The sequence below is a fragment of the Streptosporangium sp. NPDC006013 genome (genome assembly GCF_040614275.1).
In the GTDB taxonomy this organism is placed as follows: domain Bacteria; phylum Actinomycetota; class Actinomycetes; order Streptosporangiales; family Streptosporangiaceae; genus Streptosporangium.
Window position 1 is genome coordinate 21580 of record NZ_JBEXUE010000003.1, and the last position, 17466, is coordinate 39045.

Below are 17466 nucleotides of genomic sequence, written 5' to 3' on the forward strand. Positions count from 1 at the left end.
CCGGTTCACCACAGCCACAGCCACACCCCTGCGTAGAGATCGCCCGCTTGAGCGGCGGCCAGATCGGCGTACGTGACAGTAAAAATCTCCACGGCCCGGCTCTCGTGTTGGAGGGCGCCGTGTTCGCTGCCTTCCTGGAAGCCGTAAAAGCCGGGCAGCTCTAAAAGCTATCCCCAGCAAAGGCACTAACCCTGCACTAGGGCGATTATCGGCGCCTAGGACCGGACAGCAAAGCCGCCAGGCTTATGAATAAACTTCAGCCTTTTCTCCGACCCAGGAAAGCAATTAGATCTTCGTTTTCCGAGGCTGTCCGTGTCCCCATGTTCCGGCGGGCCATCTCTCGAAGTGTCGGCGAGCGATAAGGCGTGGGCACGACAGCCACTCCAATGCTGTCCTGCCATTGAGTTCCCACGACAAAGACCGATCCGTCCAGGGCGGACATGGCAAATCCCGGATAACCGTATCCCGATCCCAGAACACGGGATGCCGCCCCGGCACCTGCGATATCCCAGTCGCTCAGCAGTTCCACCAGTCCCCACACGCACTCCCACCATGCGGGGTCTTGCCAGTCATCGGCTTCCTCGCGAGCCTGGTCGAAGACTGGATCAACAGCAGGACTCAGCGAGACCAGGAAACGGCCATCCGTCGAGAAAAGGCCGAACTCTGTCGCCATTTCGTACCAGTCGGCATTGAATTTAGCGACGCGATCAGAGTCATGAAGTTCGACAGTCCGGTCGTGCCGCCCATCATCTGGGCCGCAGGATGTCACCATTCCCGCGATACGGGCAGGGATTCCCGTCCCACGTCTGAGCCCAAGAAATCTCATGCCGAAGCTCGACATCAGCCTTGCGACCAACTCCTCGTTCAAGACCCTCCCCACCCCACGCAGGGGTTGTCAGCATCCAACCGCCCCACGGGCCCGGTGAATGTCCAGGCCGGTGTATCAGGCAATGACGGGGCGGTAGTGGTGCGAGACGTTACCGGAGTTGAAGGTCCTGGTCTTCAGGAGTTTCAGGTCGATCCGGCCCGGAGCAGTGCCGAAGAGTGGGTGGCGGCCGATCAGGTGGGCGGCGATGCCGTGGACCTCATCCCTGGCGGCGTCGAACCCACCACGCCGATGCCCGCTCAGCGGCCGCCCCGTCCGGTCACCCGCTCCCGCTCCGCCTCGCGCCGGGCCTCATCCACCGCGCGTCCCGCCATCGGGGTGATCTCGACGGTGAGGTGCTTGGCCAGCGGCTGCCCGCTCTGCGGGCTGAAGTCACTGAGCGCGCAGAGCACGTTCAGCTCGGGCATGTAACCGATCGCGCTGCCGCGCGGGATGTCGTAGCCGAAGGCCCGGTAGCCGTAGACGCTGCGCCTGCTGCCGTCCTTGGCGATGCTGGTGATGTCGACGAGTTCGGCCTCGGCCAGGCCCCGGTCCCGCATGTCGTCGCGGTTCATCAGCACCAGGGTGCGCAGGTTCTCGACGCCCCGGTAGCGGTCGTCGTCGGAGTAGACGGTGGTGTTCCACTGGTCGTGGGAGCGCACCGTCCCCAGTGTCAGGCGGCCCGCCTCCGGTATGACGTTCGGAACCGGGGCGGTGGAGAACTCCGCTCGCCCGGACTCGGTGAGGAAGACCCGCTCGCGGGCCGGCTGGCGGATCCGGAAGCCCAGCGGCATCCGGACCCGGCGGTTGAAGTCCTCGAACCCGTCGAGGACCTGGGCCATGGTGTCGCGGATGCGGTCGTAGTCGTCGACGTACTCCTGCCAGGGCGTGGCGCTGTCCGGCAGGGTCGCCCGCGCCATCCCGGCGATGATCGCCGGTTCGGAGAGCAGTTGCCGGGAGGCCGGGTTCCGCATGCCGATCGACAGGTGCACCATGCTCATCGAGTCCTCGACCGTGACCCCCTGCAGCCTGCGGCGCTGCCAGTCCTTCTCGGTACGGCCGAGGCAGGGCAGGATCAGCGCCTTCTCGCCGTGCACCAGGTGGCTGCGGTTGAGCTTGGTGCTGACCTGCACGGTCAGCTCGCAGTTGCGCAGCGCCTGGAAGGTGTGCGGGGTGTCGGGCGTGGCCAGCGCGAAGTTGCCGCCCATGCTCACGAACACCTTGACGTCGCCGCGGCGCATCGCCTCGATGGTGCCGACGGTGTCCAGGCCCCAGGCCCGCGGCGGGTCGATGCCGCACACCTCGGCCAGCCGGGAGAGCAGCCGCTCGCTCGGATGGGAGTCGACCCCGCAGGTGCGGTTGCCCTGGACGTTGCTGTGCCCGCGAATGGGGCACGGACCCGCACCCTCCCGGCCCACGTTGCCCCGGAGCAGCAACAGGTTGGCGATCTCTCGCACGGTGTCGACGCCGTGTTCCTGCTGGGTGATGCCCAGACACCAGCTGATGATGGTGCGCCTGGAACGCAGGTAGACGTCGGCGAGCTCGCGGATCCTCGCCTCGGCCACGCCAGACTGGCGCTCCAGTTGCGGCCAGCCGGCCTCGGCGCACGCCCGCCGGTAGTCCTCGAAGCCGTGTGTGTGGTTGTCGATGAACTCGTGGTCGATGGCCTTCGGGTCGATCTTCGCCTCCTCGAACACGGCCTTCGCGACCCCGCGCAGCAGCGCCAGGTCGCCGCCGATCCTCGGCTGCACGTTGAGCGTGCCGGTCCTGGTGGCGTGGAAGGTGCCCATCGAGAGGAGGTCGTGCGGCACGATCGTCTTTCCGGCCGCCGCCTCGATCAGCGGGTTGATGTGCACGATCTGGGCGCCGCGCTGGTACGCCTCGACCAGCGCGGTCAGCATGCGCGGCGCGTTGGAGGCCGCGTTGGAGGCGAGAAGGAAGATCGCGTCGGCCTTGCCCCAGTCGTCCAGGTCAACGGTGCCCTTGCCGGTGCCCAGGGCGGCCTTCAGCGCCCGGCCGCTGGCCTCGTGGCACATGTTCGAGCAGTCCGGCAGGTTGTTGGTGCCGAACTCGCGGACCCAGAGCTGGTAGAGGAACGTGGCCTCGTTGCTCAGCCGCCCGGAGGTGTAGAACGACGCCTGGTCCGGGCTGCTCAGTCTCCTGAGCGTCGAGCCGACCAGCTCGAACGCGTCCGGCCAGGAGATCGGCCGGTACTTGTCGGAGTCCGGGTCGTAGACCATCGGCTCGGTCAGCCTGCCCTGGTCCTCCAGCGCGAAGTCGCTCCAGCCGGACAGCTCGGTGACGGTGTGCTCGTCGAAGAACCGGCGCCCGACGCGCTTGGGGGTCATCTCCCAGGTGACGTGCTTGATGCCGTTCTCACAGATGTCCAGGCGCAGGCCCTTCCTGTCGTCCGGCCACGCGCATCCCGGGCAGTCGAAACCGTGGTTCTCGTGGTTCATCCGGAAGATCGCCCGTGTCCCCTCGATCGGCTCCCTCGTCCTGGCCAGCACCTTCCCGACGCTGAGCGCCGCGCCCCAGCCCGCCGCCGGGTGCCGGTAGTCACGCCTGGAGAAGGGCGCGCCGGTGTTGGGCCCGCGCCCTCGCGCCGGAACCCCCGGCATCCCCTGTCCGAAGTTCTCTCCTGAGGCAAGAATGTCGTCGGCCATGAGTGGTCCCCCCGGGGTGGCGCAGTCGAACCCGACATGCGTGCACATGCCGCGATATTCCCGGTCTACCGCCCCCGCCCCCACCCCAGCCCCAAACAACCTTCCGGCCTTCCCCAAGCTTGGACCGCCAAGGACCCCGTCAGCACGGCCCCCGTACGGACATCCGATCGGCGATATCTGGTGGATCTTCGGCGATTACTACCGCGCCCCCGTCAGGTGACAATGTCGGCGACACGGTCGATCTGATCCACGTCGGAGGACCAGCAGTAGAGCATGACCTCGTCGGCGCCGATCTCGCCGTACGCGGCGACGGCCTGCCGGATCGCTTCCGGTGTGGTGAGCATCTCGTCGACCACCTCCTTCGCGCCGTCCCCCATGAAGCGGTAATAGTCACCGAGGGCACGTCTCGCCTCGTCCACGACTGATTCGGGGCCGAGGGCGGCGTTGGACTGGGCCACCAGCCGAGGACGACCGGCACGCCCGGCGGCCTGCCACGATGCCTCGACGGCTCGGTAGAACTGACCCATCTGTTCCGGCGTGAGATGAGCACCGAGGAATCCGTCGCCCCAGCGAGCGATGCGCTCGACGGTGGCGGGAACGAAGCCTCCGAACAGCACTTCAGGGCCACCCCGGCGAGCCGGGGCGGGGCCGATCGGTCCGATGCCCTGGGCGTACGGCTCGCCCTCCCAGACGCGCCGGAGAGCTGCCATCTGCTCATCCAGGTGGCTCCCCCGGCCACGGACCTGGACGTCCACGGCCCGGTAGTCGTCCTCGCGTGCCCCGATCCCCACCCCGAGGGTGAAGCGACCACCGGAAATCCGATCCAGGGTCGCGGTCTGCTTGGCGAGCAGGGCGGTCGCGCGCAAGGGCGGGATCAGCACTTCGGTCTGTACGCGGATCCGTGAGGTGGCCCCTGCGATGGCCGCCAGAGTGACCATCGCTTCCGGGTTGTCGTACACGATGCGGTCGAGCAGACCGAGGGTCGAAAAGGGGCCGACGTCGGCACGCCGGGCCCAGCTGAGTAGGCACACGGGGTCGCTTACCGGCAGGCCGAAACCTATTTTCATGGGATCGCCCCCTCCAGGACCAGCGTTGTGTGATCCCTTGATTCCGGACAATCACCCACCGTACAGACTCACTGTTCGATAAAAGACCTGGTCAGACGGTTATATGCGTAAAGCGTGTGCGCAGGCATGAGGGCCGCGCACGCACGAATTCACCATGATCCGCCCCCTTGCATCCCTTCACTGCAACATAGGTTGTATATCTAACTAGCTTGCTCTATGGTCTAGATAGCAGAGCACCTATGGAGGTCCCCCTTGCCACCCCCCTTGACGCTTGTCCTGGCAGTCGTCCTCGTCGGCTACCTGGCCGTCGCCAGCCCCCTGCTCGGCAAGCACACCTACGACAGGCTGGCCCGCACTCGCGACCAGGACCCCATGGCCTACCGCCGGATGTTCACACTCTGGAGCGCCGAGCTGTGGACGCTGGCCGCCGTGGCGCTGCTCATCGTCGCCGTGGAGCCGAACCTCGACGCGGCGGACATCGGCCTGGTGATCACGGAGCCACTGGACGACACCCTCGGCACGATCGTCGGCTTCCTGGTCGCCGCCGCAGTCGGCGTGCTCGTCTTCAGGCGGCTGGCCGCCAAGGGCAAGCCCATCCCCGGCCAGCAGGCCTTCAACCACCTGCTGCCGCGCACCACGGTCGAGCGCTGGTACGCCGCGGGCCTGTCGGTGACCGCCGGCATCACCGAGGAGATCGTCTACCGAGGCCTGCTCATCGCGGTCGGCACGGGCGCGCTCGGCCTGAGCACGGAGGTCGCGGCCTTCGGCGCGCTGGCGGTGTTCGTCGCCGGCCACCTCTACCAGGGCTGGCGCGGCATGCTCGCGGTCACCCTGGTCGGCTTCGGCCTGACCTTGCTCTACCTGAGGACCGGCAGCCTGCTCATGCCGATCCTGTTGCACGCGCTGATCGATCTTCGCGGCCTGGTGTTCACCCCGCAGCCGCGACGTGAGCTAGTCGGGCACGCAGGCTAGGTAGGATCGCTACCATGACGAGCGACCGACGTGCGAGCTGGCTCAAGGGCGTACTCGACCTGCTGGTTCTCGCCAGCCTGACGGCCGGCGAGAACTACGGCTACGAGATCGCCAAAGACCTCGCCGAGGCCGGCCTCGGTCAGATCAAGGGCGGCACGCTCTACCCGGTGCTCAACCGGCTGGAGGAGGCGGGGCTGGTCACCGCCGAGTTCCGGGTGACCGAGCGCGGGCCCGGCCGCCGCTACTACCGGCTCACCGAACAGGGCAGGCGAACACTCGCCGAGCAGGGCGGGCTCTGGCTGAACTTCAACGAATCGGTACGCACCGTACTGGCCAAGGGCCACATTGAGCCCACGAGTTCACCCGAAGGGAGAGTTCGATGAACGACTACGTCAACGAGACCGCAGGTGACTACTTCGACGAGCTCGCCGTGGTTCTGGCCGGGGCGGGCATGCCCGCCGACCGGGTCAGGGCCATGCTGGACGACCTCGCCGGCTACCTCGCCGAGAGTGGTGGCGGCGACCCCGAGGAGGAGTTCGGCCCGGCGGCCGAGCTGGCCCGTGAGCTGGCCGTCACCTCGGCCCCGCCCGCCGCGGACGCCCGCACCTGGCGCTGGACCGCCGACCTGTTCCACGACGTCAAAACGCTCAACGAGTACGGCGCCCAGGGCTGGGAGGTCGACGGGGTCGACGGGAAGGGCCTGTTCGTCAGCGTCCGGGATCCCGAGAACCCTCAGCAGTGGGAGTACCGGAGAGAGCTGGTCTCGCCCGGCCGGCGCCAGAGCGTGCTCGACCTGCTCACCCCCGACGGCTGGGAGCCGTGCGGCAGGTGGGTGTGCTTCGAATACTTCAAGCGGCCCAAGGCCGCCAGCCTGGGGCCCGCCGCGGAGCTGACCGCCCCGCCGCGCCCCCCGGGGCGCAACATCTTCCTCAGCCCGAAGTTCTACGCTTTCATCGCCGGCCTGCTGGCGCTGACGGCGGGGGCCCTGGTGCTGATGTTTCAGGTCGTCGGAGTAGAGTTCGACCCCATCGACGAGAGCCTCGACACCATCCTGGGTGCGCTCACCGGAATGGCCGTGGTCGCGCTGGCCGCGCTGGCCGCGCTGTGGCTGGTCACTCGACGGCGCGACAGGAATCGCTGAGCACCAGATCGGGTACGGCGCCCGAGCCGCCGGGGTGTCGTGGAAACTAGAGATCGCCCCTCGGCCTGCCGGCACCGCCGGCCCTACGGATGAGCGAGAATGATCCCCGTGACCGGCGTACACGTGCTCAACGGCCCGAACCTGAACCTGCTCGGCACCCGCAGACCCGAGGTCTACGGCACCATGACGCTGCCGGACGTCGAGGAACTGTGCCGCGAGGAGGCCACTCGGCTCGGCCTGGACCTGGTCTTCCGTCAGTCCAACCACGAGGGCCAGCTGATCGACTGGATCCACGAGGCCGGGGCGCGAGTCAAGGCCGGTGAGGTCATCGGCGCGGTCTTCAACCCCGGGGCCTACACCCATACCTCGATCGCCCTGCACGATGCCATCGAGGGCACCGAGCTACCGGTCGTCGAGGTGCACATCTCCAACGTGCACCGCCGCGAGTCCTTCCGCCACCACTCCTACATCTCCCCCGTCGCGCGCGGCACCATCGTCGGCCTCGGCACAGACGGCTACCGACTCGCCATCGACGCCCTGCACAGGATGTCCCTGGGGTGACCTCGTAGTCCCTGCCGCACAGGGGGTGAGTGGTCGATGGGAACCTCCCGATGCCGAACGCCCGCAGGGCAGTGGCTTGACCGGCGTTGAGCGTGATCGCGATAGTCGGTCCATGGCGTACGGGGAGAGCGACGAACTGTCCTTCGGCGGGGAACGAGAGCCGCGGCTGCGGATTTGGGCCGCCGCGCATCGGCGGCTGCTCGCGATCACGGTGGCGGCGGCCGTCGTGCCGGCGGGTCTTGGTGCGGGCGGCCGGTATCTCTACCGGCAGTCGCTGCTGCCCTCGCCACCGCCGGATGTGGCGTTGCCGCCGGTGGTCGGTTTCGGCGTCCAGCTCTGCCTGAAGAAGGATGGGGGTCCCACAGTTACGCGGGGTCCCATCACCCCCGCAGGTTCGTGAGCTCGATGTTCCCGCAGCCTCGCAACGAACCCAAGGGTCCAAAACTTCATCAGGCCGGAAGACCCTTCAGCTCGGAGGCGTGAACCCGGGCGTTCATCTTCTGCTGCATCCACCGAGAGAAGGCCCAGGGCGTACCGGGCTTGCGCTTGCCTGTCTGCTGCTCCTGAGTCACTGCCGCTCCAGTCGGTCAGCTTGATGTCCGTCGTGGCCACGCTAGATGCGGCCCGGTCACGGACGCTTCTCGGTTCCTGCTCGACCCCGGCAGTGGCGCTCCGCTCACGCGCCGGACTCCGTCTCGGCTGACAGCGCCGAGACCCCCAGCGCGGACAGAAAGGCCGCGGCGGCGGGGGAGGGCTGGTGCAGGCTCCAGATGAGGTGCTCCACGCGGGCCGGAGCGTCGCTGAGCCGGACGACGGGAAGGTCGGGAAGCTGGGACACGAAGGCCGCCGGCAGCATCCCGATCCCCAGGCCCTGCCGGATCAGGCGAGCCATGAAGTCGGGGGTCGACACTTCGAAGGCGACCTCGCGCCACACCCCGACCGCCGCGAAGGCCTCGTCCGATTGGATCCGCCCGGCGGTGCCCGCGGGGAAGTCGACGAACTGTTCGTCCGCCAGCCTGCGCAGCTTCACCCGCTCCTCGCCGGCCAGCGGGTGGCCGGGCGCGACCACGGCGACGAGGTCGCCGCGTGCCAGCTCGCGGCCGCGGACACCCTTGGGCCGGACGCCCGGGGGAAGCCCCAGGAAAGCGATGTCCAGCGTGCCCTGCCGCACCCGTTCGACGAACTCCTCGCTCGCGCCGGAGCGGAGGCTGATCCGCACCTCCTGGTGGCGCAGGTGGAATCGTCGCAGCGCGACCGGCAGGTCGACCGCCGTGACGGTGGGGATGGCGCCGATGGCGAGCCGGCCGCGGATCTCGCCTGCGGCGGCCGCCGCCTCGGCCCGGGCCCGCTCGGCGGCGTCGAGAGCCTGGCGGGCGGCGGGGAGGAACGCCTCGCCCGCCGGGGTCAACCGGACGCGGCGGCTGGTGCGGTCGAACAGCTTGGCGCCCAGCTCACGCTCCAGCCGCGCGATCTGATGGCTAAGCGCGGACTGGACGACCAGGCACTGCTCGGCGGCGCGGGTGAAGTTGCTCGTCTCTGCGACGGCGACGACGTAGCGCATCTGCTGAAGCTCCATGCATCAATCGTGGTTCACGATTGATGCGATGACAAGCATGCATTGGACTCATTGATCGCTCGTCCCCGAGGCTGGGGTACATGACGACGACACCTCCTCGTGATGGCGGCCTGTCGCACTGGTTGCTCCTGCTCATGTCGGTGGCGACCGGGCTGGCGGTCGCGGGCAACTACTTCGCGCAGCCGCTGCTCGACCTGATCGGCCGGGAACTGGGCCTCGGACCCTCGCTGGCGGCGCTGACGGTGACGGCCGCGCAGGCCGGGTACGCGCTGGGGCTGATCCTGCTGGTGCCGCTCGGCGACCTGATGGAGCGGCGGCGGCTCGCCGTGGCGCTCTACGCGACGACCGCAGTGTTCCTGCTGGTGTCGGCCACCGCGGCCGATGGCACGGTGCTCCTGGTCAGCACGGCCCTGACCGGGCTGACCTCGGTCGGAGCGCAGGTCGTGGTGCCGTTCGCGGCGACGCTGGCGGCCCCGGCCGAGCGTGGCCGGGTGGTCGGCACTGTGATGACCGGGTTGATGCTCGGCCTGTTGCTGGCGCGCACCGCGTCCGGAACGCTGTCGGAGCTGGGCGGCTGGCGGACGGTCTACTGGGTGAACGCGGTCCTGATGGCGCTGACGGCCGTGTTGCTGCGGGTCTTCCTGCCCCGGCTCGGCGGCGACGGCGGGCGCCTGTCCTACCCGAAACTGCTGCGCTCGACGGTGACGATGTTCCGGTACGAACCGCTGCTGCGGTGGCGGGCGGGCATCGGCGCCCTGAGCCTGGCCTCGTTCAGCGTGCTGTGGACGGCGCTGACCTTCCTGCTGGTGGGGTCGCCGTACGAGTGGACGGAGTCCGCCATCGGCCTCTTCGGTCTGGTCGGCGTCGCGGGTGCGCTGACCGCCACGGTGGCCGGGCGGCTGGCCGACCGCGGACTCGTCCAGGTCGTGACCGGCGCGGGGACGGTTCTGCTGGCGGTGTCCTGGCTGGCGATCGCCGCCGGGGCGCACTCCCTGGTGTGGCTGCTCGCCGGCGTGATCGTGCTGGATCTGGCACACCAGGCGGTGCTCAACAGCAGCCAGAACGTCATCTACGCGCTCCGGCCGGAGGCCCGCAACCGGATCAACTCCGCGTTCATGACCTCTTTCTTCGTCGGCGGCGCGGTGGGCTCCGCGTTGACCTCGGTGGTCTGGGTGTACGGCGGCTGGAGCGGCGTGTGCGTCCTGGGCGCCGCCCTCTCGGCAGGCACCGTCGTGCTCTGGGCCCTGGAGCGCATCACCACCGGCCGGGCTGCCGGGAAACCCCCGCGGCCCGCGGCTCACCCGGCACCAGCCGGCTCTACCAAGGGAAAGTGAACGTGTCACGCACCGTGTTGATCACCGGAGCAACCGGAACCGTGTCCACCGCACTGATGAACGCGCTGGAAGGGGCCGATGTCGGCCTTCGCGCTCTCGTCCGCGATGAGTCCAGGGCGCACGGCCTGCGGGAGCGGGGGGCCGAGGTCTTCGTCGGTGACCTCGATGACGCCCGGTCGCTGCCGCCCGCCTTCGAGGGCGTGCACGACCTGTGGCTGCTCACCCCGAACAGCCCGCGCGCTTCGGAGAACAGCATGAACGCTGTGTGGGCCGCACGCCAGGCCGGGGTGGAGCGCATCGTGCGCCTGTCCGTGGTCGGCGCGGCGCACGACGCGCCGAACCGCAGTGGCAGGCTGCACGCGCTGTCCGACCAGGAGATCGAACGGTGCGGCATGCACTGGACGATCCTGCGCCCGCACTGGTTCATGCAGAACCTGCTGAACGAGACGGGCGATATCACCGCCACCGGCACGTTCTCGCTGAACATGGCCTCGGCCCGGGTCGGCATGATCGACGTACGCGACATCGCCGAGTGCGCCGCCCGCGTGCTCCTTGATGGCCCCGACCGTCACCACGGCGAGACGTACACCCTCACCGGCCCGCGCTCGCTGACGTTCGACGAGGTGGCGGGTGCGTTGAGTCGCGCTCTCCTCGGCAGGCCGATCGCCTACCTGCCGGTCAGCGACGACGCCAAGCGCAAGACGCTGCTCGGCTACGGCGTTCCGCGATGGATCGTCGACATGCTGGAGGAGTACGCGCAGGCGTATGTCTCAGGCTGGGGCGACTTCACCACCGATACGGTGGCCACGGTTCTCGGCCACCCCCCGCGCGACATCGCCGACTTCGCCCGCGACCACGCCGCAGCGTTCACCTCGCCTGAGGACAACTGAAGCGACCCGCTGGTCGGGCGCGGGGTTGTTGTTGACGCCGCGGATCACTCCGCGATCTCCATCGAGGAACCGCGGTGGCCCGGCTGGATGAGGCCGATCGGCCCCGACACCATCAGACCAGATTCGCCATCGCGTACTGACCTGTCGTGTAGCGGTGGCCGTCCAGAAGCCGGAGTCAGATTCAACGAGCTTCTTCACGCCGCCGCCGCGGCCGCAACCCCACCAAGAAGCAATGGCACTCGATAGGGCCTGCACAGAACTAGGAGGGCATCAGATGATGCGATCAATCAGGGGCCTCGGTGCGATTCTCGCCGCACTCACACTGGCCATCACCATAGGCGGTTCCGCCGGAGCATCATCGGACCGGCGGGCTGGGATGTCTCCGACCTCGATCTCGTTGCCCGACGGCTTCCAGCCCGAGGGCATCGCCATCGGCTCCGGCCCGTTCGCCTTCATCGGCTCCATGGCCGACGGTTCCATCTACCGCGCCGACCTGCGTACCGGACGCGGGGCGATCATCAGCCGCGGGCCCGGCACACCGTCCCTCGGAATGAAGATCGACGAGCGCGGACGGCTGTTCGTGGCGGGCGGCACGGGCGGCGACGCGCGTGTCGTCGACTCCCGCACCGGCCGGGTGTTGGCCACCTACCGGCTGGCCAACGGTCCGGCGTTCGTCAACGACGTCATCCTCACCAAGGGCGCCGCGTGGTTCACCGACTCCACCAACCCGGTGCTCTACAAGCTGCCGCTGCGCGACGGACGGCTGCCCACCGCCGCGCAGCGGATCCCGCTCACCGGGGACCTGGTGTACGGCGACGGCTTCAACGCCAACGGGATCACGCCGACTCCGGACGGCCGGGGCCTGTTGGTCGTGCAGTCGAACACCGGCGGGCTGTTCCGCGTCGACTGGTCCGGTGCGACCCGCCGGGTGGACCTGCACGGCGAGTCATTGCGGGAAGGCGACGGCCTGTTGCTGCGCGGCCGAACGTTGTACGTGGTGCAGAACCGGCTCAACGCCGTGGCCGTCCTGCGGCTGAACGCGGCGGGGACCGACGGCCACGTCGTGCGGCGGGTGAGTGATCGCCGGTTCGACGTACCGGCGACCGTGGCAGCCTTCGGGTCCCGGCTGTACCTCCCCAACGCCCGCTTCGACACCAGCCCGACCTCCACCACCCCGTACACCGCCGTAGCCATCCCTCGCCCCTGACTGACGTGGGGCAATCATCTCGATCTCCACCCGGGCGCGTACCCGCCTAGCGGACGCCCGTGAGAAGCCGCCGGAGCGGGAGACGCCCTGTTGTCAAACTTTCACACAACACCAAAAACAGCGTCATCAGTGCACAAGTAGGACAACTGCCCAATTTTCCCGGGAATACCTCAGAGCGTGATCAATGTCCCGGAGTGCAGTGTTGTGGTGATTACCTACAACGATGCCGCGCGGCTGCCCAGGGCCGTGCGGTCGGTGCTCCGGCAGTCGTTGCGCAACGTCGAGGTGATCATCGCCGACGACGCGAGCACCGACGAGACGGAGCAGGTCGCCCGGGAGCTGCAGCGGAAGGACGCGCGGGTGCGCTACCTGTGCGGGGCGGTCAACAGCGGGGGGTGCGGGACCCCGCGGAACAGGGGCGTGGCGGCGGCGCGGGCGCCGTACGTGATGTTCCTGGACAGCGACGACGAGCTGACCCGGCACGCCTGCAAGAGCATGCTGCTGGAGATCGAGCGGACCGGTGCAGACTTCGTCACCGGGCAGATCGCCCGGCTGTACGAGAAGAGCGGGAAGACCGCGCGCTACTACCCGGCCCTGTTCGCCAGACGCAGGACCGTCGAGGGGATCACCGAGGAGCCGGAGATGTTCCTCGACTCCTTCAGCACCAACAAGCTCTACCGGGCCGAGTTGCTGCGGCGGTTGCCGTTCCCCGAGGACATGCACTACGAGGACCACGTCTTCAGCACCGCCCTGTACTGCGCGGCGCGGCGGTTCGCCGTGGTTCCGTGGGTGGTCTACCTCTGGCACCGGGCCTCGGCGGAGAGCGACGCGCGACTGTCGATCTCGCTGAGCCTGACCGACATGTCCAACGTCCGCTCCAGGATCAGGGCGGCCCGGCTGAGCGACGACATCCTGCGCGACAACGGCCTCGGTGACCTGGTGCACGAGCGGCAGCGCCGGTTCCTCCGCCAGGACCTGCGGGTCTACCTCAACCCGCTGCCCGCCCGGGACCTCGCGTGGGTCGAGGAGTTCGTCTCGGTGATCCGCCCCTACCTGTCCGAGCTCGACCCGGTGGTGTTCGAGACGATCGACCCGCTCATCAGGGTCTGCTGTAGTTTCATCCTCGCCGACCGGCCTGACGAGCTCCTGGTGGCCGCCGCTTCGCTGAACGGGCCGAAGGCACCGCCGCGGGTCGCCCTGCGCGAGGAGGGGCTCACCTACTGGGGCACGGTCCCCGACGAGATGCGGGAGATCACCTCGCTTCGGATGGCCGAGCTGCCCTACAGCGCCTCCAGGTTGCGCCACGAGGCGGTCGTCACCGGCGAGGGCACCGTGCTCAGGCTGGTGATCAGGACCTACGACCCGTTCGGGGTGCTCGCCGCCACCCCCGGCTGGACCGCGTTCCTGCGCGCCGGGAGGCACCGGATACGGCTGGCGCCGCGCGAGCGGGACGACGGCGGTCTGCTGAGCGAGGCGACGATCGACCTCGCCGCGCTCAGCCCCGGCCGCCTGGGCTGCGACGGCCGCCACGAGCCGGTGGTCGAGATCGTCAACCCCGACGGGAGGATCACCTCCGACCAGTTGCTGGTCGATTCGTCCAGTCCGCCGTTCGTCGTCGTCGTCCCGTGGCACGAGGTCACCGTCGGCGCGGAGGGGATCGCCGCGTTCCTGCGGTTGCGCTGGCGCCGCCGGGGAGCGCTCAGGCAGCTGGCCCGGGTGGGGCGGGTCGGCCTGAAGCTGCTGCGCAGGATGGACGGCCCCGAGGTGAAGCTCCGCGTCTACAAAGGGCTGATCTCCGTACTGCCGCCCCGCCGGGATCTGGCCCTGTTCGAGTCCGACGTCGGCGCCGGATACACCGGGAACCCGCGCTACATCTACGAGGAGCTCAGGCGGCGGGGCACGCCGTTGCGGGTGGTCTGGTCGGCGGCCGGGACCGCGCACGGCTTTCCTCCCGACGCCAGGCTGGTACGGCGGATGAGCTGGCGGCACATCTGGACCATGGCCAGGGCGGGCTACTGGGTCGACAGTCACGGCATGCCGCTGGCCTATCCCAAGCCGCCGCGCACGCGCTACCTGCAGACCTGGCACGGCCAGGGCATCAAGTCGGTCGGCTTCGACGCGCCCGACCTGCGCGCCGACTTCGACGGGCCGAGGGCGACCTGGCGGGCCGCGGTGGAGCGCTGGGACGCGCTGGTCTCGCCCAGCGCCGAGTTCGAGCGGGTGTTCGTGCCCTCCAACGGCTACCGGGGGCGGCTGCTGCGCCACGGCTCGCCCCGCTGCGACGTGCTCGTGCACGGTGACCGGGAGGCGGCCAGGCGGGCGAGGGAGCGGCTGGAGATCCCACACTGGTCCAGGGTGCTGCTGTACGCCCCCACCTACCGCGACCGGGCCAAGGGGTCCGGCGATTCGGTCAGGGCCGACCTGTCCGCGATGGCCGAGGCCCTGGCCGGCGACTGGACGGTGGTCCTGCGCACCCACCCGGTCGAGCGGTTCGAGGTGCCCGAGCAGCTGCGCCACTTCGTCCGCGAGGCCGGGTCGTACCCCGAGGTCAACGACCTGATACTGCTCTCGGACGCGCTGCTGACCGACTACTCGTCGCTGATGTGCGACTACGCGATCACCGGGCGGCCGATGCTGTTCCTGATCGACGACTGGGACGAGTACCGCAGGGTGGAACGCGGGGTCTACCACGACCTGCCCGCGATCGCTCCCGGCCCCTGCCTGACCACCACCGAGGAGCTGATCGAGGCGCTGCGCGACCTCGACGGCGTGACCGTCTCCTTCGCCGCCAGGTACATCGCGTTCCGCAGGATGTGGTGCGCGGAGGAGAAGGGCCACGCCTCGGCGAAGGTGGTGGACGCCTTCTTCGACCTCCCCTCGGTCCAGGTGCCCGCGCAGGCTCCCCGGGCGCCCGGCGGGCGGGAGCGGCGCCCCCCTGGCGGGCTGGGGCATCTGCCGGGGGTGCGGCGGCCGGTCCAACTGCCCAGGTGGTCAGGGTGAGCGGCGGGCGCGCGGGGGCGGTCGTGTTCGCCTGCGTGGACGCCGACACCCTGGGCGGCGTCCAGCGGGTCACCCACACCGTGGCTCAGGGGCTCGCCGAACGGGGCCGCGAGGTGCACGTGATCGGACTGCACCGCGCCAGGAGCCCGTTCCGCTACGTGGAGCGGCCGCGTTACACCAGCCACGTGATCCACCGCACTCCGGTGAGCAGGCTGTCACCGCTGGGCCGGCGCCGTGAGCACCGGGAGCTCGGCAGGCTGCTGCGCGAGGTGGGGCCGGGGTTCGCCGTACTCTCCTCGCCCAGCGTGGTCGCCCGGATCAGGGCCCTGCTGCCCGAGCGGCTGCTGCCGATCGGGCAGTACCACGGGTCGTACGAGCACGCGCGGGGCTCCTGGCACCTCGACTCGGTCCGCGACCACTACGGCACCCTGGAGAAGGCGGTCTTCCTCAGCGAGCAGGACGCGTGGCTCTTCGCCGAGCACGCGCTGCTGCCCAACACCTGGTCCATCCCGAACCCGCTGTTCGCCTGGCCGTCGGGGACCGCCGAGCTGACCGCCCGCCGGGTGCTCGGGATCGGCAGGCTGGAGGGCGTGAAGCGATTCGACCGGCTGATCTCGGCCTTCGCCCAGGCCTGTGGCCGTTCCGCCCCCGGCGAGCCCGAGTTGCGGGCGGACCTCGCCGAGGCCCGTCGCGAGGCGGGCGAGGGCTGGGAGCTGCACCTGATCGGTGAGGGGACCGAGCGGCAGCGGCTCACCTCGCACGCCGCGGAATGCGAGGTGAGCGACCGGGTGGTCTTCCGTGGCACGGTGCCCGCGCCCCTGATGGGCGAGGAGTATCTGGGCGGGTCGGTGCTGGCGCTGGCCAGCGAGCACGAGGGGCTGCCGCTGGTGATCGGCGAGGCGGCGTCCTACGGGGTGCCCTCGGTGGCGTTCGACGTGTCGGGGGGGCTCAGGTCACTCGTACTGGACGGGGAGACCGGGGTGCTGGTGCCCCCGGCCGACGTGGCCGCGCTCGCCGCCGCGCTGGCCGAGCTGATGGCCTCGGCCGAGGAGCGGCGGCGGTTGGGAGCCGCCGCCCGCGCTCACGTCGAGGCGTTCCGGCCCGATCGCGTGCTGGATCGGTGGGAGGCCCTGTTCGAGCAGGTCACCCGGTGACCGCCACCGGCTCGTTGCGTGGCATCGGCACTCCCGCCAGCACGATCTGGGCGGAGGTGAGCCGCGCCCCCAGCGGGTTCGGCTCGCGGAGCCGCATCAGCCGGTCGAAGGTGACCCGCTTGACCCGGGCCAGCTTCCGCTTGGCCGCGGTCCGCTCGTAGGAGACCAGCCGAGAGGTCTCGATCCTCGGCGCCCCGCTGAGCTCGTACCCGTAGGTCTCCAGGCGGTCGCCGAGCACGCTCTCGCAGAGCGAGACCTCGCCGGGGTCGAGCCGCTCGCGCCAGGAGCCGGTCCGCGCGGTGGTCACCTCGCCGTAGGTGCGCGCGTGCCAGGTCTTTCTGACGGGTACGGCGATGCCGGCCACCGCGGCCGGGTCGCACATGGCCGGATGGAAGTCCTCGCCGAGGAACTCGCACAGCCTGCGCAGGTGAGCCTCCGGCTCGACGGTCAGGTCCTCGTAGCGCAGCTCGTGGTAGCTGCCCTCGGGAAGCCTCGGCGCGCCGTGCCTGGCGAAGTCGATCGCCTCGGCCCAGGCGGAGACCGCGCTGTAGACGCTCCCGTTGTACCAGGGCATCTCCTTCAGCGACGCCACGCAGTCGCGGCCGTCCCTGACCAGGTGCACGAACTGGGCGTCGGGAAAGAGCCGGAGCAGCACGTCGGTGTACTGGAAGTACGAGGGCCGCTTGTCACCCCAGCGCGCCTTGCCGTGCCTGGTCGCGTAGGCGCGCAGCACGATGCCCAGCGCGGAGCCGAGCGTCGGCGGCCCGTCGACGATCTGTCCGAGCACCTCGTCGCGGTCCAGGTTCAGCTCGTGGAAGCGCGTCTGGCGCCGGTCGACCACCCACTCGGCCAGTTCGCGCCGGTGCTTCGTGTCGTTGAGGTCGCCGAACTGGAGCCGCCGCTGGTAGGTGGAGACCATGAACCGGGTCTCCGGCGGGATGGCGACGCGCGGGTGGGCGTGCAGCATCAGCTGCAGCATCGTCGTCCCCGAACGGGGACAGCCCAGGATGAAGATCGGGCGGTCGGGCTTCAC

16 protein-coding genes are annotated in these 17466 nt (G+C 69.5%); 11 read left to right on the forward strand and 5 right to left on the reverse strand.

The features are described from left to right. Window positions 1–38: 38 nt before the first annotated feature. A complete protein-coding gene (locus ABZ260_RS00945) occupies window positions 39–164 on the forward strand; it encodes a DUF397 domain-containing protein (RefSeq protein ID WP_355611192.1) in 126 nt (41 codons plus the stop codon). A 92-nt stretch (window positions 165–256) separates the two neighbouring features. Here the strand turns inward: ABZ260_RS00945 and ABZ260_RS00950 are convergent, their stop codons facing one another. From ABZ260_RS00950 to ABZ260_RS00960, 3 genes are all read right to left on the reverse strand, one after another. Beyond that, window positions 257–868 carry a hypothetical protein gene (locus tag ABZ260_RS00950; protein WP_355611086.1) on the reverse strand — a complete coding sequence of 204 codons (612 nt, stop codon included), beginning with the start codon at window positions 866–868 and terminating at the stop codon, window positions 257–259. A gap of 257 nt (window positions 869–1125) precedes the next feature. Next, window positions 1126–3579, reverse strand: a complete 2454-nt coding sequence (locus ABZ260_RS00955; RefSeq protein WP_355611089.1) for an FdhF/YdeP family oxidoreductase — start codon at window positions 3577–3579, stop codon at window positions 1126–1128. 164 nt (window positions 3580–3743) lie between these two features. Continuing rightward, window positions 3744–4598: an LLM class flavin-dependent oxidoreductase gene (locus ABZ260_RS00960; protein ID WP_355611092.1), complete on the reverse strand. Its 855-nt coding sequence runs from the start codon at window positions 4596–4598 to the stop codon at window positions 3744–3746. A 252-nt stretch (window positions 4599–4850) separates the two neighbouring features. Between ABZ260_RS00960 and ABZ260_RS00965 the strand changes: the two genes are divergently transcribed. The 5 genes from ABZ260_RS00965 to ABZ260_RS00985 all read left to right on the forward strand — a co-directional run bounded on the left by ABZ260_RS00965 (window position 4851) and on the right by ABZ260_RS00985 (window position 7672). Then, window positions 4851–5570 carry a type II CAAX endopeptidase family protein gene (locus ABZ260_RS00965; protein ID WP_355611095.1) on the forward strand — a complete coding sequence of 240 codons (720 nt, stop codon included), beginning with the start codon at window positions 4851–4853 and terminating at the stop codon, window positions 5568–5570. 14 nt (window positions 5571–5584) lie between these two features. Further along, entirely contained in the window at window positions 5585–5953 is a 369-nt protein-coding gene (locus ABZ260_RS00970) for a PadR family transcriptional regulator (protein ID WP_350911528.1), read from the forward strand. Continuing rightward, entirely contained in the window at window positions 5950–6711 is a 762-nt protein-coding gene (locus ABZ260_RS00975) for a hypothetical protein (RefSeq protein ID WP_355611100.1), read from the forward strand. The genes ABZ260_RS00970 and ABZ260_RS00975 overlap by 4 nt, the downstream gene beginning before the upstream one ends. A gap of 99 nt (window positions 6712–6810) precedes the next feature. Continuing rightward, on the forward strand, window positions 6811–7272 hold the full coding sequence (gene aroQ / locus ABZ260_RS00980) for a type II 3-dehydroquinate dehydratase (protein WP_355611103.1): 462 nt from the start codon (window positions 6811–6813) through the stop codon (window positions 7270–7272). Between the two features lie 112 nt (window positions 7273–7384). Continuing rightward, window positions 7385–7672 carry a hypothetical protein gene (locus ABZ260_RS00985; RefSeq protein ID WP_355611106.1) on the forward strand — a complete coding sequence of 96 codons (288 nt, stop codon included), beginning with the start codon at window positions 7385–7387 and terminating at the stop codon, window positions 7670–7672. Between the two features lie 276 nt (window positions 7673–7948). On the opposite strand, the gene ABZ260_RS00990 is transcribed toward ABZ260_RS00985, so the two are convergent. Then, window positions 7949–8848: a LysR substrate-binding domain-containing protein gene (locus ABZ260_RS00990; protein WP_355611109.1), complete on the reverse strand. Its 900-nt coding sequence runs from the start codon at window positions 8846–8848 to the stop codon at window positions 7949–7951. An 80-nt stretch (window positions 8849–8928) separates the two neighbouring features. On the opposite strand from ABZ260_RS00990, the gene ABZ260_RS00995 reads away from it, so the two are divergent. From ABZ260_RS00995 to ABZ260_RS01015, 5 genes are all read left to right on the forward strand, one after another. Beyond that, window positions 8929–10182: an MFS transporter gene (locus ABZ260_RS00995; protein ID WP_355611112.1), complete on the forward strand. Its 1254-nt coding sequence runs from the start codon at window positions 8929–8931 to the stop codon at window positions 10180–10182. Between the two features lie 2 nt (window positions 10183–10184). After that, complete coding sequence (locus ABZ260_RS01000) at window positions 10185–11072, forward strand: SDR family oxidoreductase (RefSeq protein WP_355611115.1); 888 nt, start codon at window positions 10185–10187, stop codon at window positions 11070–11072. A gap of 376 nt (window positions 11073–11448) precedes the next feature. Then, window positions 11449–12279 (forward strand): superoxide dismutase, encoded by an 831-nt coding sequence (locus ABZ260_RS01005; RefSeq protein ID WP_355611118.1) that lies wholly within the window; start codon window positions 11449–11451, stop codon window positions 12277–12279. A gap of 177 nt (window positions 12280–12456) precedes the next feature. Then, window positions 12457–15279, forward strand: a complete 2823-nt coding sequence (locus tag ABZ260_RS01010; protein WP_355611120.1) for a CDP-glycerol glycerophosphotransferase family protein — start codon at window positions 12457–12459, stop codon at window positions 15277–15279. Continuing rightward, window positions 15276–16433 (forward strand): glycosyltransferase, encoded by a 1158-nt coding sequence (locus tag ABZ260_RS01015; RefSeq protein ID WP_355611123.1) that lies wholly within the window; start codon window positions 15276–15278, stop codon window positions 16431–16433. Before ABZ260_RS01010 ends, ABZ260_RS01015 begins: the two co-directional genes overlap by 4 nt. Here the strand turns inward: ABZ260_RS01015 and ABZ260_RS01020 are convergent. Further along, window positions 16423–17466, reverse strand: a complete 1044-nt coding sequence (locus tag ABZ260_RS01020; RefSeq protein ID WP_355611126.1) for a sulfotransferase — start codon at window positions 17464–17466, stop codon at window positions 16423–16425. The genes ABZ260_RS01015 and ABZ260_RS01020 overlap by 11 nt on opposite strands.

Coding starts and splice junctions, on each gene's coding strand:
- ABZ260_RS01005 (WP_355611118.1), top strand. CDS start 11,449: ATGTCTCCGACCTCGATCTCGTTGCCCGACGGCTTCCAGCCCGAGGGC.
- ABZ260_RS00975 (WP_355611100.1), top strand. CDS start 5,950: ATGAACGACTACGTCAACGAGACCGCAGGTGACTACTTCGACGAGCTC.
- ABZ260_RS00985 (WP_355611106.1), top strand. CDS start 7,385: ATGGCGTACGGGGAGAGCGACGAACTGTCCTTCGGCGGGGAACGAGAG.
- ABZ260_RS00955 (WP_355611089.1), bottom strand. CDS start 3,579: ATGTGCACGCATGTCGGGTTCGACTGCGCCACCCCGGGGGGACCACTC.
- ABZ260_RS00990 (WP_355611109.1), bottom strand. CDS start 8,848: ATGGAGCTTCAGCAGATGCGCTACGTCGTCGCCGTCGCAGAGACGAGC.
- ABZ260_RS00960 (WP_355611092.1), bottom strand. CDS start 4,598: ATGAAAATAGGTTTCGGCCTGCCGGTAAGCGACCCCGTGTGCCTACTC.
- ABZ260_RS00995 (WP_355611112.1), top strand. CDS start 8,929: ATGACGACGACACCTCCTCGTGATGGCGGCCTGTCGCACTGGTTGCTC.
- aroQ (WP_355611103.1), top strand. CDS start 6,811: ATGATCCCCGTGACCGGCGTACACGTGCTCAACGGCCCGAACCTGAAC.
- ABZ260_RS00970 (WP_350911528.1), top strand. CDS start 5,585: ATGACGAGCGACCGACGTGCGAGCTGGCTCAAGGGCGTACTCGACCTG.